This is a genomic window from Stenotrophomonas thermophila, assembly GCF_001499715.1.
Classification (GTDB): Bacteria; Pseudomonadota; Gammaproteobacteria; order Xanthomonadales; family Xanthomonadaceae; genus Stenotrophomonas; species Stenotrophomonas hibiscicola.
This window is the reverse complement of record NZ_CVIW01000002.1, coordinates 1-13,207: the sequence shown is the minus strand read 5'-3', so window position 1 is coordinate 13,207 and position 13,207 is coordinate 1. Positions and strand designations below refer to the sequence as shown.

The 13,207-nt window shown below is 60.7% G+C and carries 16 protein-coding genes; 10 read left to right on the top strand and 6 right to left on the bottom strand.

Going from position 1 to position 13,207, the window contains the following annotated elements:
* Positions 1–3: 3 nt before the first annotated feature.
* The 8 genes from BN1263_RS19910 to BN1263_RS02290 all read left to right on the top strand — a co-directional run bounded on the left by BN1263_RS19910 (position 4) and on the right by BN1263_RS02290 (position 5,787).
* Positions 4–963 carry an RHS repeat domain-containing protein gene (locus BN1263_RS19910; protein WP_080398764.1) on the top strand — a complete coding sequence of 320 codons (960 nt, stop codon included), beginning with the start codon at positions 4–6 and terminating at the stop codon, positions 961–963.
* A complete protein-coding gene (locus BN1263_RS02305; RefSeq protein ID WP_054171181.1) occupies positions 960–1,427 on the top strand; it encodes a hypothetical protein in 468 nt (155 codons plus the stop codon). The genes BN1263_RS19910 and BN1263_RS02305 overlap by 4 nt, the downstream gene beginning before the upstream one ends.
* A gap of 484 nt (positions 1,428–1,911) precedes the next feature.
* Positions 1,912–2,166: a hypothetical protein gene (locus BN1263_RS20360; protein WP_144435315.1), complete on the top strand. Its 255-nt coding sequence runs from the start codon at positions 1,912–1,914 to the stop codon at positions 2,164–2,166.
* Between the two features lie 258 nt (positions 2,167–2,424).
* Positions 2,425–2,619 carry a hypothetical protein gene (locus tag BN1263_RS02300; RefSeq protein ID WP_058979331.1) on the top strand — a complete coding sequence of 65 codons (195 nt, stop codon included), beginning with the start codon at positions 2,425–2,427 and terminating at the stop codon, positions 2,617–2,619.
* Positions 2,620–3,340: 721 nt separating this feature from the next.
* Positions 3,341–3,661: a hypothetical protein gene (locus tag BN1263_RS20355; RefSeq protein ID WP_019659407.1), complete on the top strand. Its 321-nt coding sequence runs from the start codon at positions 3,341–3,343 to the stop codon at positions 3,659–3,661.
* Between the two features lie 686 nt (positions 3,662–4,347).
* Positions 4,348–4,785, top strand: coding sequence for a hypothetical protein (locus tag BN1263_RS02295; RefSeq protein WP_058979329.1), 438 nt, complete (start codon positions 4,348–4,350; stop codon positions 4,783–4,785).
* Between the two features lie 248 nt (positions 4,786–5,033).
* Positions 5,034–5,426: a hypothetical protein gene (locus BN1263_RS20350; protein ID WP_144435314.1), complete on the top strand. Its 393-nt coding sequence runs from the start codon at positions 5,034–5,036 to the stop codon at positions 5,424–5,426.
* A gap of 58 nt (positions 5,427–5,484) precedes the next feature.
* Positions 5,485–5,787, top strand: coding sequence for a hypothetical protein (locus BN1263_RS02290; RefSeq protein ID WP_021203140.1), 303 nt, complete (start codon positions 5,485–5,487; stop codon positions 5,785–5,787).
* A gap of 176 nt (positions 5,788–5,963) precedes the next feature.
* Here BN1263_RS02290 and BN1263_RS02285 read toward each other — a convergent pair whose 3' ends face one another.
* From BN1263_RS02285 to BN1263_RS02265, 5 genes are all read right to left on the bottom strand, one after another.
* Positions 5,964–7,220 carry a cysteine desulfurase gene (locus BN1263_RS02285; RefSeq protein WP_058979327.1) on the bottom strand — a complete coding sequence of 419 codons (1,257 nt, stop codon included), beginning with the start codon at positions 7,218–7,220 and terminating at the stop codon, positions 5,964–5,966.
* Positions 7,217–8,479, bottom strand: coding sequence for a Fe-S cluster assembly protein SufD (sufD, locus tag BN1263_RS02280; protein ID WP_058979325.1), 1,263 nt, complete (start codon positions 8,477–8,479; stop codon positions 7,217–7,219). The genes BN1263_RS02285 and sufD overlap by 4 nt, the downstream gene beginning before the upstream one ends.
* A complete protein-coding gene (gene sufC / locus BN1263_RS02275) occupies positions 8,479–9,243 on the bottom strand; it encodes a Fe-S cluster assembly ATPase SufC (RefSeq protein ID WP_058979323.1) in 765 nt (254 codons plus the stop codon). The genes sufD and sufC overlap by 1 nt, the downstream gene beginning before the upstream one ends.
* A gap of 74 nt (positions 9,244–9,317) precedes the next feature.
* Positions 9,318–10,793: a Fe-S cluster assembly protein SufB gene (gene sufB / locus BN1263_RS02270; RefSeq protein WP_005408435.1), complete on the bottom strand. Its 1,476-nt coding sequence runs from the start codon at positions 10,791–10,793 to the stop codon at positions 9,318–9,320.
* 18 nt (positions 10,794–10,811) lie between these two features.
* Positions 10,812–11,267 (bottom strand): SUF system Fe-S cluster assembly regulator, encoded by a 456-nt coding sequence (locus BN1263_RS02265; RefSeq protein WP_058979320.1) that lies wholly within the window; start codon positions 11,265–11,267, stop codon positions 10,812–10,814.
* A 205-nt stretch (positions 11,268–11,472) separates the two neighbouring features.
* Here BN1263_RS02265 and BN1263_RS02260 point away from each other — a divergent pair, with 205 nt between their 5' ends.
* Together BN1263_RS02260 and BN1263_RS02255 are read left to right on the top strand one after the other, a co-directional pair.
* Entirely contained in the window at positions 11,473–11,940 is a 468-nt protein-coding gene (locus BN1263_RS02260; protein ID WP_026346957.1) for an SET domain-containing protein, read from the top strand.
* Between the two features lie 161 nt (positions 11,941–12,101).
* Entirely contained in the window at positions 12,102–12,644 is a 543-nt protein-coding gene (locus BN1263_RS02255; protein WP_019659400.1) for a type 1 glutamine amidotransferase domain-containing protein, read from the top strand.
* A 72-nt stretch (positions 12,645–12,716) separates the two neighbouring features.
* On the opposite strand, the gene BN1263_RS02250 is transcribed toward BN1263_RS02255, so the two are convergent.
* Positions 12,717–13,207, bottom strand: a 491-nt coding sequence (locus BN1263_RS02250) for a YceB family lipoprotein (RefSeq protein ID WP_058979318.1), incomplete at its 5' end; no start/stop codon positions are given.

Sequence of the window (13,207 nt, the reverse complement as noted above, 5' to 3'; positions counted from 1 at the left end):
GCCATGAATGGACTCTGTTCGCTGTTGATTCGGGCGGTACTCGCGGTGGTGGTGCTGGCGGCCTGTGTGGCTCCGGCGGTCGCACAGGAAGTCGTCGAGTACATCCACACTGATGCACTGGGTTCACCGGTGGCGATCACCGATGCCAGCGGAAACGTCATCGAGCGTACGGTGTATGAGCCGTATGGGGCGGTGGTGAATCGGCCGTTGAAGGATGGGCCGGGATATACGGGGCATGTGACGGACTCGGAGACCGGGCTGAGTTACATGCAGCAGCGGTACTATGACTTCCAAACTGTCGCATTTCTGGGGGCTGATCCAGTTGCAGCTAGTTCGGAAGGGGCTTCATTCAATCGCTATCGCTACGCTTCTGCCAATCCGTATAAGTTCAAGGATCCGGACGGCAGGGCAGACATGAACGTGTTCAGTGAAGCTGATCCGAACGGGCTGAGAGCGGCAGGAGATGCGCTCAACATTCCGGGCAAGTTCACGGTCGCAGGGCACGCCAATAACATGGTCATTCAGGACCAGCGAGGGGGGCGCATGGAAAACTACTCCACAGTCAGCTCATGGGATATGGCTCGGACCCAGTTTGGGCTAAAACAGGGCCAGGAAATATTCATGGCAGGTTGCCACCTTGGGGCGGAAATCGGTCAGGCAAAGGCTTTTGCTCAGGGATGGGCGAACCTGAATAAGTCGTCCGTATATGCTCCCAACGGATTCGTTCGCTATCCAAAAAACTACAAGCCTGGAGATGATATGACGCTCCGTGTCAGTATGGGTGAGAACGGAACCGGAGGTGCAGGTGTATGGCAAAGGTTCTCGCCTGGAGGGACGGGGCCGACGGGTCCCGCCATTCGTTCGATTACGATCAAAGCTGATGGTTCAATATCCTATCAGTTTGCTGAGCCTGAATTGGGGTCCAGAATTCGTAGAATAGAAACGGTGAAGGTGAAGCAATGAAAATTCTTTCGAATTCCGTTGTTTTGTCTTTGCTGCTTGTTGGCTGCGGTAACGGGGAGCCCCAGGAAGAGCGGCTTTCCCGAAATGAGAAACATGATGAAGCGCCAAGTTTGGCCCTTTCCGAGGAAGAATTGGAACGTCAGATTTCGATGGCTGAAAACGGGAATGCAGAGGCCCGTCTAAAGCTCGAATGGCACTACTCGACGCGTGGCGACATGGAGCGGTATCGCTACTGGCTTGAGGAGGGGGTCGCACGAATGGACGTTAGTTCAATGCAGCGATTGGCACTGTTCCTCTCCCTTGAGCAAGGCGGGGGGGACTGTAAGCGCGCAATGCAAATCCTCGAGGAAGGCTTGCGTCTTGATCCGCCGGAGACTACGCGCGAACTGATGGAGATGGATCTTCAGAGATTGCGGCATGAACGGGTCGGGGTTCCACCTTGCGGGGTGGGGCTCTCCAATTAGAGGCAGCAGTTGCGCGAATGCCGATAATAATTCGTTCGGATTCGATGATAGGAACGGGTGGTGCGGAGCGCATTCTGGTTTGAACACGAGGTTATTGGTTGGGCAGGTCTCGATGAAGATCATAATTTCTCTATCTGCTGCCTTACCGATGCTGCTTCTTGCCTCCTGTGTGCAGGACCGCGGTTGTCTTCTTCGGGTGGCCAACCAGGACCACGACAGCTCCTCATCTCAGAAGATCCATGCTGATAGGATGAACTCATACATTCGCGCCCCGTGGATGGGGAGCGGGAAGTGAATGCAGAGTTAGTGGTATCGCAGCTCGAACTCTCTCGGGAGGGGCGAAGAAATAGAAGGATTTTCTATGTATTGACTGATGGTGGCGGGAAACTCTTGACTGCGGGGACTTGTGGTATTGGCGAACGCCAGTGTGCCTCGATCATTGTGAAGCGAATGCTCGGGTTCTGTGAAAGGATGTAGATTGCGGGTGCGCCAAGTTTTGGGAGGTATTTCATTGAGAAATTCCCAAGTGCTTGATCGCTTTGGGTGGCTTGCCGGTATTATTGTGGCGGCGCTTTGTTTTTTAGGAATTGCCGCCTGTGGCGGAAGAGATGAACGTTTGGATGTGGTCATGAATCATGATCCGGGAAACGCAGCGGCTAATCAATACGAACTGGCGCTCGAGTCAGTTTTCAATTCTTTCGAAAATGTGCCAGAAGCACAATATGCAGGGTGCATTTAATTGATGTCAGGAGATCATTTGATCAGGATGGAAGCGAAAGGTTAAGGGTATATTTCGTCTTGGTCGATCGTTATGGTGTCGTCAAGTCGGCTGACACCTGTGGGCTTCCTTTGAATGAGTGTGTGACGATTATTGCCGAGAGGTCGAGGGTGGGCTGTCGGAAGGAAAAGGGGCTGGCTTTCCACTGATTCGGGCGGCAATTGCGGTGTTGGTGCGCATGGCCTGTATATAGTGCTGGGCGCTGCCGATGAAGTGGTCATGTACACTTGCACCGATGCGTTGGCTTCACCGGCGATGATTACCGCTGTCAATGGAAATGTCATCGAGCGTACGGTGTATGAGCTTTCTGGTGAGGTGGTTCGGATGGTCATGGCTGAAGGGGTGATGGGCGAAAGGCTATCCCAAGTAGAATGGGAGCACGTTGTCGTCAAACAGTGGCTGACGCGCTATTGATAGAATCACCACCGCAAACGCGGGTGGACACGCGGCCCACGGTGTTCCTTCCTGGGTTTCTCGACAAGTGGCGGGAGTGCTGTGAAATCCACAAGTTCATCTCGATGCCGACGACCAGCGATGGTTCTTCAAGGGTTTGCGCGCACTTCAGTGCTATGTCTTGTATCTGTCGCTGGTTGTTCGCTACATGAAATAGGAAGCGGTCGGCTGGATGACAACTGTCTTTTGGTGGTGGCTGACTATGTAAAGTCGTCGCGGGGGTGGGGTGGGGATGTCTACGACATTGCTCCTGAGGGGACGGTGGTAGGTCTGCGCGGATATGCAGTAATGCATCGCTCGGACGACGGGAAACTACCGTCCGAGGAGTTGAAATCATTTCATGTCGATTTGGATTCCAAGTGCAAGGCTGTTGTTGATGAACTTGGCTATCAATGATTCTGCGAATTTTTCGGCTGGCAGAGGAGGGGCGGTTTGTGGGAGTGCAGCGAAAGTGAGCGGTATCCCATGGCGCTGGATGGCGACGCGGGGGTGTGGGCGTGAATGTTGATTTCCGGTTTTTCGTGGTTATTGTTTTTTTTTTTATGGGGCTGGTTGCAGGTATCAAGAAGGTGTGGGCGTACCGTTTGGAACGACCTGTGGCGTTGAGGGCAGCTCCGCCTGCCGGGTCAGCTTCCGGGAACTGGCTGCTACGCCCCGGCTATTCGATGGAAAGTTGGTGCGGATGGAGGGCTATCTCGGCGTGAGCCGGGAGCTCTTTGTACTGAATTCAAGCAAAGAGTTGTTTGAGGCCGGAGTGACTGAGGAGACCCAAGTTCGAATTAGAGGGCCAATAGATCTGCAGCAAAGCGTATTTGATGAATACGCGTATTCATGGGTCTCGATAATCGGGGTGTTCAGGACAAGGGAGAGTGACAATTCGACAGGTGATCTGCTGCTTGGCGAAATTCACGCCCCCCTTGAAGTTCGCTCCCTACGAATCCCTGGTCCCGTTCCACGTGCGGAATTTGGAGATGTGCTCGTCAATCTTGAAGATCTGAAGTGAGTGATAGGTTGTGGAAATGGCGTTATGTGCTTTCATTTCTGCCTTCTGTGGCAGGAAAGCGGGATGATCCACAGGCGCGCCTAACATGTGATCGCATGGTCTCCATGTTAGGATTGACACTTGCCAGACAGAGACTTCGGAACATTCTCGATGGCTGGCAGAGTCACAGATATCACAGTACGCCATTTCACTCCTGGGCTGTTCAATTCTACACGTCGCGCGATTGCGTCTGTGTCATTGCGAGCTGATCGATCACGTCGATAGGCTTTGGGGCAATTTCCGCTTGGTTGAAGAATACGAGGTTTCGCATTGAGCGCTATCGATGTAAAGAATCTCGTTCTAGCCTGTCTGCGGAGGCTTTTGGAATCCGAGCCTGCTTCCGTGGAGCAGGTGTCTAGCTGGTACCAGAGGGCGGAATTTATCAAGAACGTGCTTCGGTCAAGTTCGTATGAAATCGGTGTTCCTCACGTGATATGGCACTATCTTGATGATGCCGATATCCGTATTCGCGATCCCCGCTATGCCGAAGCACAGGTGTTGGCCGTTAGGCGGAGTATTGATGAGTGGGCTTGAGTGCATTCAGAGAAGCTATGAAAAATACATGTTGCTGGCCAGATTTCATTGCGGCATCTCTCTCAAACTCTAACCCTCCGGATCTCCCTCTCCTCCGGGAAGACTGGGCTGGGATGGCGTTTGATCGCAACCTGTATGAGGATTTTGCTCCGAATGATGTTTGGGTGGCGTGGCTGAGCGCACTTTCGGAGCACTTTGCAGATATCGCGATGTGCGCGGTTCGATGTTCAGAGAGCTCCGACGGCGGAAACCCCGTGGAAATTGAGCGAGGTCTGGATGGCCTGCGCTCCTACTGGTTGGAAGATGGGAACTTCATGCGTGATCATTTCTTGTTTTCGCGTGATGGTCGCTGGGTTGTAAAGCTGGATCAGGACGTGACGTTATTTGCGGGAGATGTCACTTTCCTTGCGGATGTTGTCGCGCGACTTGGTGGTGTAGAGCATGTCGAGAAGATGATGCGACGGGACCTGATTGGTACAGCTGAGGACGTAGTTGGCCTCGGTGGGTACGTCAAGGGTCTTCTTGCGCCCTTGAACGCATCGAATCCATAGCTGATTGCTACGTAGAAGATTGGGTGTGCGGGCGCTATGTGATGGAGTAGCTTCAAAGGGCCTGCAACGCCGGTGATTGTTCGGCATGCTCCGCAGGCTTTTCCGTCACCCGCGGCGTATTGAATTGGGACTAAGCCATGAATGGCTCTGTTTGCTGTTGATTCGGGTGGTACTCGCGGTGGGGCCGTGGCTTGTGTGGCTCCGGCAGTCGCACAGGAAGTCGTTTCAATGTTCGGAGGCTGCAAGAAATGGCGAACTGCAAGTTGGATGCTGAGCACTCAACCGCGTGGAGTGGTCGAATCCAATCATGCCTGGCTGCTGTGGTTCTTTCGCTGGGGTTGCAGGGTTGTGATTGGTTGTCGGATCCGGTGATTGTTGTAAAGAATGTTGGAAGGGGCGTGATTTATGGCGTCAGCTTGGAGGTTGGCGGTGGTGTGGTAGGCGTAGGATCAATTCCTGTCGGTGAAAGCAGGGTTGTGAAGCCTGAGGTCGCTACTGATTCCTCACTTCTTGTAACTTACTACGAGAGCAGTGTCCGCGTGGTTTGCCATGGGGATGTGTATTTTACGAATAATCTGTACGTCAGAGTTGAGGCGGATGTGGGTGGAGGGGTTTGCCGTATTGCAGAAATTGCGGATTGATTTGATCTTCGGCGCCTGTTTGACGAGTTTTTATAGCGCGTAGCCAGGGTGAAGAACGATGAAAAGCCTTGTTGAGAGCTTCCCCATTTGGGCTTCCATCATCCTAGGTGCCATGTGGATAAATGCATTTGCGGCTCACAGAATGTTGCTGAAAATCGAGCGTGAACGGCCGGAAGTACTCGCTGCAGTCGGAATCATCAAGGTTGATTGGTGGCTTAGGTGCTTGCGCGGTATTGCAGTGCTTGCCCTTACTTCCAAAGGGCAGACGCTCCATCAGGGGGAACGGTGGGTGTTGAGGGGCGTCGTGATGATGTACGTTTTCTTGATTGCCTCCGGGGTATCCATGCTTGTTGGCATGTAGAAGACGGTGTCTCAAGGCCGTTGATGATGGATGGATCGGCATTAGGGTGAGATTGCCCGTTCCTGGCATCACTCAGCATTTCCCCGTTACGCCTCTGCTTGCTTGCGTCCAGCGCGCAATAAAAAACGCCGCAGTTCCCTGCGGCGTTCTCGTAGTTCCCTGATTCTGGCGAATCCTCAGCCCAGCAGCTTCCGCACCTTGGTCAGTGCGGTCATGAACCGCTCGATCTCGGCATGCGTGTTGTAGAACGCCAGCGAGGCACGGCAGGTAGCCGCGACGCCGAAGTACTGCAGCAGCGGGTGTGCGCAGTGCTGGCCCGAGCGCACGGCCACGCCTTCCAGGTCGAGCAGGGTCGCCAAGTCATGGGCATGCGCACCGTCGATCAGGAACGAGACCACCGCAGCCTTCTCCGGCGCTTCGCCGATGATGCGCAGGCCGTCGACGCGGCGCAGCTCTTCGGTGAAGTGCGCCAGCAGTTCGGCTTCGCGTGCTTCCACGTTCTCCTGCCCAAGCTGCTGCAGGTAGTCGGCAGCCACACCCAGGCCGATGAAACCGGCAATGTTCGGGGTGCCGGCTTCGAACTTGTGCGGGGCATCGTTGAACACGGTGCCGTCGAAGCTGACTTCCTTGATCATCTCGCCGCCACCGAGGAACGGCGGCATCGCGTCCAGGTGCTCGCGGCGCGCCCACAGTGCGCCGGTACCGGTCGGGCCGCACATCTTGTGGCCGGTGATGGCGTAGAAGTCGCAGCCGATCGCGGCGACATCGACCTTGCGGTGCGGCACGGCCTGCGAGCCATCGACCACGGTGATGATGCCGCGCTTGCGCGCTTCGCGGCAGATCTCGCGCACCGGGTTGACCGTGCCCAGCACGTTGGAGACGTGGGTGACGGCCAGCAGCTTGACCTCCGGGGTCATCGCCGCGCGCAGCGCATCCAGATCGAGTGCGCCGTCAGGCGTGATCTCGGCCACGCGGATGGTGGCGCCGGTACGCTGCGCGACCAGCTGCCACGGCACGATGTTGGCGTGGTGCTCCATGCGCGTGATCAGGATCACGTCGCCGGCCTTCAGCCGCGGCAGCGCCCACGAATAGGCCACCACGTTGATGGCGAAGGTGGTGCCGCTGCACAGCACCAGGTCGCTGGGCCGCACGTTGAGGAAGCGCGCCAGCGTGTTGCGTGCGCCTTCGTAAGCGTCGGTGGCTTCGCTGCCCAGTGCATGCACCGCGCGGCTGACGTTGGCGTTGTAGCGGCGGTAGAACTCGTCCACCGCGCCGATCACCTGCACCGGCTTCTGGCCGGTGTTGGCATTGTCGAAATAGACCAGCGGCTTGCCATGCACTTCACGCATCAGCAGCGGGAAGTCGAGGCGGACGCGGTCCCAGTCGGGGGCGCCGGTGCGTTCTTCGATCGGGCGCGGCGTGGACAGGTTCATGCCACACCTGCCTCGGCCAGCGCCTTGTCCAGACGGTGCGCCAGCTGCGCACGCAGTGCGTCCGGCAGGATCTTCAACGGCTCGTGGCAGAACGCGGCGCTCAGCAGTGCCTGCGCCTGTGCCTGCGGCAGGCCGCGCGAGCGCAGGTAGAACAGCGCGTTGGCATCGAGCTGGCCAACGGTCGCGCCATGCGCGGCCTTCACTTCGTCGGCGTCGATCACCAGCGTCGGCTGGGTGTCGATCTCGGCGTCGGCCGACAGCAGCAGGTTCTTGTTGGACAGGTTCGCGTCGGTGCCATCGGCGCCTTCGCGGATCTGGATGCCACCATGGAACACCACGCGGCTGCGGTTGGCGGCGACGCCGCGCCACAGCAGTTCGCAGGCGGTATCGCGTGCGATGTGGTCGATACCCAGGCGGGTTTCGACGTGGCGGCGGCCATTGCCAAGCAGCACGCCGTTGGCGGTCAGCTGGGCATTGTCGCCTTTCAGGCGCACGTTCAGTTCATGGCGGCTGAGCGCGGCGCCCAGTTCCAGGTCCACGCGGTGGTACTGCGCGTCGCGGGCCAGCACCGCGTCGGTGCGCAGGAAGCTGGTCTGGCGCGCGCTGCCGGCCTGCACGCGGGCGTGCTTGAGCACGGCATCGCGAGCGACGTGGGCATGCAGCACGGTGTTGTCCAGGTGGGCGGAGTCGCCCACGCTGAAGCGGTGCTCGACCACGCCCAGGCTGGCGCCGGCACGCAGTTCGATCAGGTGGCGGTGATGCCAGGCCAGGTCGGTGTCGCCGGCGACGCTGGCGAACACCAGCTGCAGCGGCACGTCGACCTGCACGCCTTCATCCACGCGCAGCACCACGCCTTCATCGGCCAGCGCGGCATTCAGGCGGGCGAAGATCTCCTCGCTGCGCTCGTAGCGGCGGCCAAGGAAACGCACGGCGTCTTCGCCAGCGGCCAGTGCGGCCGACAGCGGCTGCAGCTGCACGCCGGCCGGGAGGGCCTGCACGTCGCTCAGCGCGGCATCGAGGCGGCCGTTGACGAACACCAAGCGCGGCGCCGGGATGTCGTCCAGCAGGGCGGCGTCCAGCGCCGGGCCCTGCAGCGGTGCCGCAGCGAACGCACGGCGTTCCAGCTGCCGCAGCGAGGTGTACTTCCAAGCCTCGTTGCGGGCGGCCGGCAGGCCGTCACGCAGGGCCGCATCCAGCACTTCGCGGCGCGCATCGCTGCCGCAGAAGGCCTGGGCCATCGAATCAAGCAAGGCGCTCATCAGACCGCCGCCTCGGGCACGACCCGGTCCTTCAGGAAATCATAGCCGTGCGCTTCCAGTTCCAGGGCCAGTTCCGGGCCACCGGTCTTGACGATGCGGCCATCGGCCAGCACGTGCACCACGTCCGGCTTGATGTAGTCCAGCAGGCGCTGGTAGTGGGTGATGACCAGGAACGAGCGATCAGCAGCGCGCAGTGCGTTGACACCATCGGCCACGCTCTTCAGTGCATCGATGTCCAGGCCCGAGTCGGTTTCGTCCAGGATCGCCAGCTTCGGTTCCAGCACGGCCAGCTGGAAGATCTCGTTGCGCTTCTTCTCGCCACCGGAGAAGCCTTCGTTGACGCCACGGTGCAGCAGTTCGTCCTTCAGGTGCAGCACGGCCAGCTTCTGGCGCACCAGCTTGAGGAACTGCATGGAATCGAGTTCCTCCTCACCGCGTGCCTTGCGCTGGGCGTTCAGTGCCGCGCGCAGGAAGTAGGTGTTGTTCACGCCCGGGATCTCCACCGGGTACTGGAACGCCAGGAACAGGCCGGCAGCGGCGCGCGCTTCCGGGTCCTGCTCCAGCAGGTCGACGCCGTCGAACTGCACGCTGCCTTCGGTCACTTCGTAGCCTTCGCGGCCGGCCAGGACATTGCCCAGGGTGGACTTGCCGGCGCCGTTCGGGCCCATGATGGCGTGCACCTGGCCCGGCTGGACGTCCAGCGACAGGCCCTTGAGGATTTCCTTGTCGCCGATGCGGGCGTGGAGGTTTTCGATCTTCAGCATGGTGGGGATTTCCGTGGGGCGGGCCGCGGCCCGCCGGTAAAGAGAATGCGTTTGCGAGGGGCAGGGGCGGGCGGTCAGCCCACCGAACCTTCCAGCGAGACTTCCAGCAGCTTCTTGGCTTCCACCGCGAACTCCATCGGCAGTTCGCGGAACACCTGCTTGCAGAAGCCGTCGACGATCATCGACACCGCGTCTTCCTGGCTGATGCCACGGGCGCGGCAGTAGAACAGCTGGTCGTCGGAGATCTTGGAGGTGGTGGCCTCGTGCTCGACGGTGGCGCCCGGGTTCTTCACCTCGATGTAGGGGAAGGTGTGCGCGCCGCACTGCTTGCCGATCAGCAGCGAATCGCACTGGGTGTAGTTGCGCGCGCCATCGGCGTTGCGGTCCACCCGCACCAGGCCGCGGTAGGTGTTCTGGCCGCGGCCGGCGCTGATGCCCTTGCTGACGATCTTGCTCTTGGTGCGCTTGCCGACGTGGATCATCTTGGTGCCGGTGTCGGCCTGCTGGCGGTGATGGGTCAGCGCCACGGAGTGGAACTCACCCACCGAGTCGTCGCCCAGCAGCACGCAGGACGGGTACTTCCAGGTGATCGCCGAGCCGGTCTCGACCTGGGTCCAGGTGACCTTGCTGCGCGCGCCACGGCATTCGGCACGCTTGGTGACGAAGTTGTAGATGCCGCCGACGCCGTTCTCGTCGCCCGGGTACCAGTTCTGCACGGTGGAGTACTTGATCTCCGCGTCTTCCAGCGCGACCAGCTCGACCACGGCGGCGTGCAGCTGGTTCTCGTCGCGCATCGGCGCGGTGCAGCCTTCCAGGTAGGACACGTAGGCCTTGTCCTCACACACGATCAGGGTGCGCTCGAACTGGCCGGTGTGGCCGGCGTTGATGCGGAAGTAGGTGCTCAGCTCCATCGGGCAGCGCACGCCCTTGGGGATGAACACGAAGCTGCCATCGGAGAACACCGCCGAGTTGAGCGCGGCGAAGTAGTTGTCGCCGACCGGCACCACGGTGCCCAGGTACTGGCGGACCAGCTCCGGGTGCTCCTTGATGGCCTCGGACATTGAGCAGAAGATGATGCCCTTCTCGGCCAGTTCCTTGCGGAAGGTGGTACCGACCGACACCGAGTCGAACACCGCGTCCACCGCCACGCCTGCCAGCTTGGCACGCTCGTGCAGCGGCACGCCCAGCTTGTCGTATGTGTCCAGAAGCTCCTTGGGCACGTCATCCAGCGAGGCGTACTTCGGGCCCTTCGGCGCGGAGTAGTAGCTGAGCGCCTGCAGGTCGATCGGGGCGATCTCCAGCTTGGCCCAGTCCGGCATCGGCATGGTCAGGAAGTGGCGGTAGGCGTCCAGGCGCCACTGCGTCATCCACTCCGGCTCGTCCTTCTTGGCCGACAGGGCACGGATGGTGTCCTCGTCCAGGCCCGGCGGCAGGGAGTCCGACTCGATCTCGGTGATGAAGCCGGCCGAATACTTGCGGCCGAGCTGCTCGTGGATCTCGCGGTTGGGGGTGTCGTCGTGGGCGACGTTTTCGATGGTTTCGGTGGCCATGGGGGGGCTGCCTGTGGATCAGGAGACGACGTCGACAGCGATGGTGCGGCGCTGTTCGTCATCGGCAAGGGGGAGAGGGGGCAGGATCTGGGCGAGGGTGACATCGCGCAGGGCCTCGGAGACCACGTCGTTGATCAGCCGCCAGCTGCTGCGCGCGCCGCACTTGGGCGCCATGCCGCACTGGTGGTGGTCGTGGCTGCATTCGGTCAGGGCCAGCGGCCCTTCCATCGCTTCGACCACTTCGAACAGCGAGATCTCGATGGCCGGGCGGGTCAGGCGGTAGCCGCCACGGACACCGCGCAGGCCTTCGACCAAGCCGGCCTGGGCCAGTGGCTTGAGCACCTTGCTGACGGTGGGCGGCTCCAGGCCGGTGAATTCGGCCAGCTCGGTGGCACTGAGCACCTCGCCCCGACGGGCGGCAAGCACGGTCAGTACTACGGTGGCGTAATCGGTGAGCTTGGTGACACGCAACATGGGGATGCGAGTGGTTCTTAAAGCGGACTGAAATTGTACGCTTTTATTCGCCGCCATCCAACCCGGGCATTCAGCCGGCGCTGGGCCGGGCGGAGGACGCGCCGGGCCGTTGCCGGGGCGCCATGCTGCGCTACCGGGGTGATTTTCGCAATCACCCGGAATGGGCGAGAATCCAGGTTCCATCCGCTGCAAACAGCCCGTGCCGATGCCGAAGAAGATCCAAGCCCGCAAGTCCGCCATCCATGGCAACGGCGTGTTCGCCGTGGCCCCGATCAAGCAGGGCGAGCGCGTGATCCAGTACAAGGGCCTGCTGCGCAGCCACGGCGATGTTGATGCCGATGACAGCGGCGACGTCGAAAGCGGCCACACCTTCCTGTTCACCCTGAACGACGACTGGGTAATCGATGCCAACTACAAAGGCAATGACGCGCGCTGGATCAACCACAGCTGCGAGCCGAACTGCGAGGCCGTGATCGAGGAAGACGAGGACGGCGACAGCCGCGGTGACAAGGTGTTCATCGAGGCGCTGCGTGACATCACGCCCGGCGAGGAACTGACCTACAACTACGGCATCACACTGGCCGAGCGTCACACTGCCAAGCTGAAGAAGATCTGGGAGTGCCGCTGCGGCTCGCCCAAGTGCACCGGCACCATGCTGCAGCCCAAGCGCTGACCGGTACCGGGTAGGGCCGGCCGCTGGCCGGCATGGCGCGATGCAGGTGCCGGCCAGCGGCCGGCACCACCTGGAGCTCTCCACCTGCCGTGCACGGCAGGGTCACTGCCCTGCAAGGGCCGTTCTTCCATTCTGTCGGCACCCCCAACCGGAGTGCACCCATGGCAGAACGATTGAAGGGCAAGCAGATTGCCATCCTTGCCACCCACGGCTTTGAACAGTCCGAACTGACCGAACCCAAGCGGCTGTTGGAAGCCGAAGGCGCGCGCGTCAGCGTCGTGTCGCCTGCAAAGGAGGCGACGATCAAGGGCTGGAAAGAGAAGAACTGGGGCGACGCCGTTGCAGTGGATATTCCGCTGGATGAGGCCGATCCGGCCAGCTTCGATGCCCTGGTGCTGCCGGGAGGGGTCATCAATCCGGACACGCTGCGTACCGACGAGGCTGTACTCGGCTTTGTCCGCGCAGTAGACGAAGCAGGCAAGCCTGTGGCGGCGATCTGCCATGGCCCGTGGCTGCTGATCAACAGTGGCCTCGCCGATGGCCGCGCGCTGACGTCCTGGCCGTCCCTGCAGCAGGATCTGACCAATGCGGGGGCGAACTGGCGCGATGCCGAGGTGGTGGTCGACGGTAACGTGATCACCAGCCGCAAGCCGGATGACATTCCGGCCTTCAGCGAGGCGGTGGTAAAAGCACTTGCCGCGTGATGCCTTGCCGGTAGTGCCGGCCCCTGGCCGGCACGCAAGTGAGACGCGTGCCGGCCAGCGGCCGGCACTACCTTATTTGCCCAGCAGGCCCGCTGGCACCAGGTTGCCCAGGTTCTGGTTGAAGGTGACCACCAGCTTGCCGTTCTTCACCTGTGCCGACTGCACCTGCAGGGCGCCGAGCATGCCGGCCACGGCCGGGTCCAGCTTGTAGATCGGCTCCCGCTGGGCGTAGTCGCTCAGCCAGGCGTTGAGCAGGCCGCGGGTACGGGAGTCGAGACGACCGCCCTGGTTGGCCGGGGTGAAGTCATCCACGCTCGGCTGCTGCAGGTGGAACCCCTGGGTCTGCGCGTCGTAGCGCAGGCCGCTGCTCAGCTTCACCGTACCAAGTTTGGCCGGGCTACCACCGGCGGTGGCCAGTGCCACATCCATGCCCAGGTTCAAGCGCTCGCCGGCCGGAAGGCTCAGCTGCGGGTGGCTCATCGTCAGGGCGATCAGGCCGCCGAGCGCGTCCTGCGTGCGCGGGAAGCTGCCATCAAGGTACTGCTGTACGTCGCTGGCACCGA

What these genes read in the sequence shown, in the direction of transcription:
- BN1263_RS19910 (WP_080398764.1), top strand. Translation starts at nt 4, where the DNA reads ATGAATGGACTCTGTTCGCTGTTGATTCGGGCGGTACTCGCGGTGGTG.
- BN1263_RS02305 (WP_054171181.1), top strand. Translation starts at nt 960, where the DNA reads ATGAAAATTCTTTCGAATTCCGTTGTTTTGTCTTTGCTGCTTGTTGGC.
- BN1263_RS02300 (WP_058979331.1), top strand. Translation starts at nt 2,425, where the DNA reads ATGTACACTTGCACCGATGCGTTGGCTTCACCGGCGATGATTACCGCT.
- BN1263_RS20355 (WP_019659407.1), top strand. Translation starts at nt 3,341, where the DNA reads ATGGAGGGCTATCTCGGCGTGAGCCGGGAGCTCTTTGTACTGAATTCA.
- BN1263_RS02295 (WP_058979329.1), top strand. Translation starts at nt 4,348, where the DNA reads ATGGCGTTTGATCGCAACCTGTATGAGGATTTTGCTCCGAATGATGTT.
- BN1263_RS20350 (WP_144435314.1), top strand. Translation starts at nt 5,034, where the DNA reads ATGGCGAACTGCAAGTTGGATGCTGAGCACTCAACCGCGTGGAGTGGT.
- BN1263_RS02290 (WP_021203140.1), top strand. Translation starts at nt 5,485, where the DNA reads ATGAAAAGCCTTGTTGAGAGCTTCCCCATTTGGGCTTCCATCATCCTA.
- BN1263_RS02285 (WP_058979327.1), bottom strand. Translation starts at nt 7,220, where the DNA reads ATGAACCTGTCCACGCCGCGCCCGATCGAAGAACGCACCGGCGCCCCC.
- sufD (WP_058979325.1), bottom strand. Translation starts at nt 8,479, where the DNA reads ATGAGCGCCTTGCTTGATTCGATGGCCCAGGCCTTCTGCGGCAGCGAT.
- sufC (WP_058979323.1), bottom strand. Translation starts at nt 9,243, where the DNA reads ATGCTGAAGATCGAAAACCTCCACGCCCGCATCGGCGACAAGGAAATC.
- sufB (WP_005408435.1), bottom strand. Translation starts at nt 10,793, where the DNA reads ATGGCCACCGAAACCATCGAAAACGTCGCCCACGACGACACCCCCAAC.
- BN1263_RS02265 (WP_058979320.1), bottom strand. Translation starts at nt 11,267, where the DNA reads ATGTTGCGTGTCACCAAGCTCACCGATTACGCCACCGTAGTACTGACC.
- BN1263_RS02260 (WP_026346957.1), top strand. Translation starts at nt 11,473, where the DNA reads ATGCCGAAGAAGATCCAAGCCCGCAAGTCCGCCATCCATGGCAACGGC.
- BN1263_RS02255 (WP_019659400.1), top strand. Translation starts at nt 12,102, where the DNA reads ATGGCAGAACGATTGAAGGGCAAGCAGATTGCCATCCTTGCCACCCAC.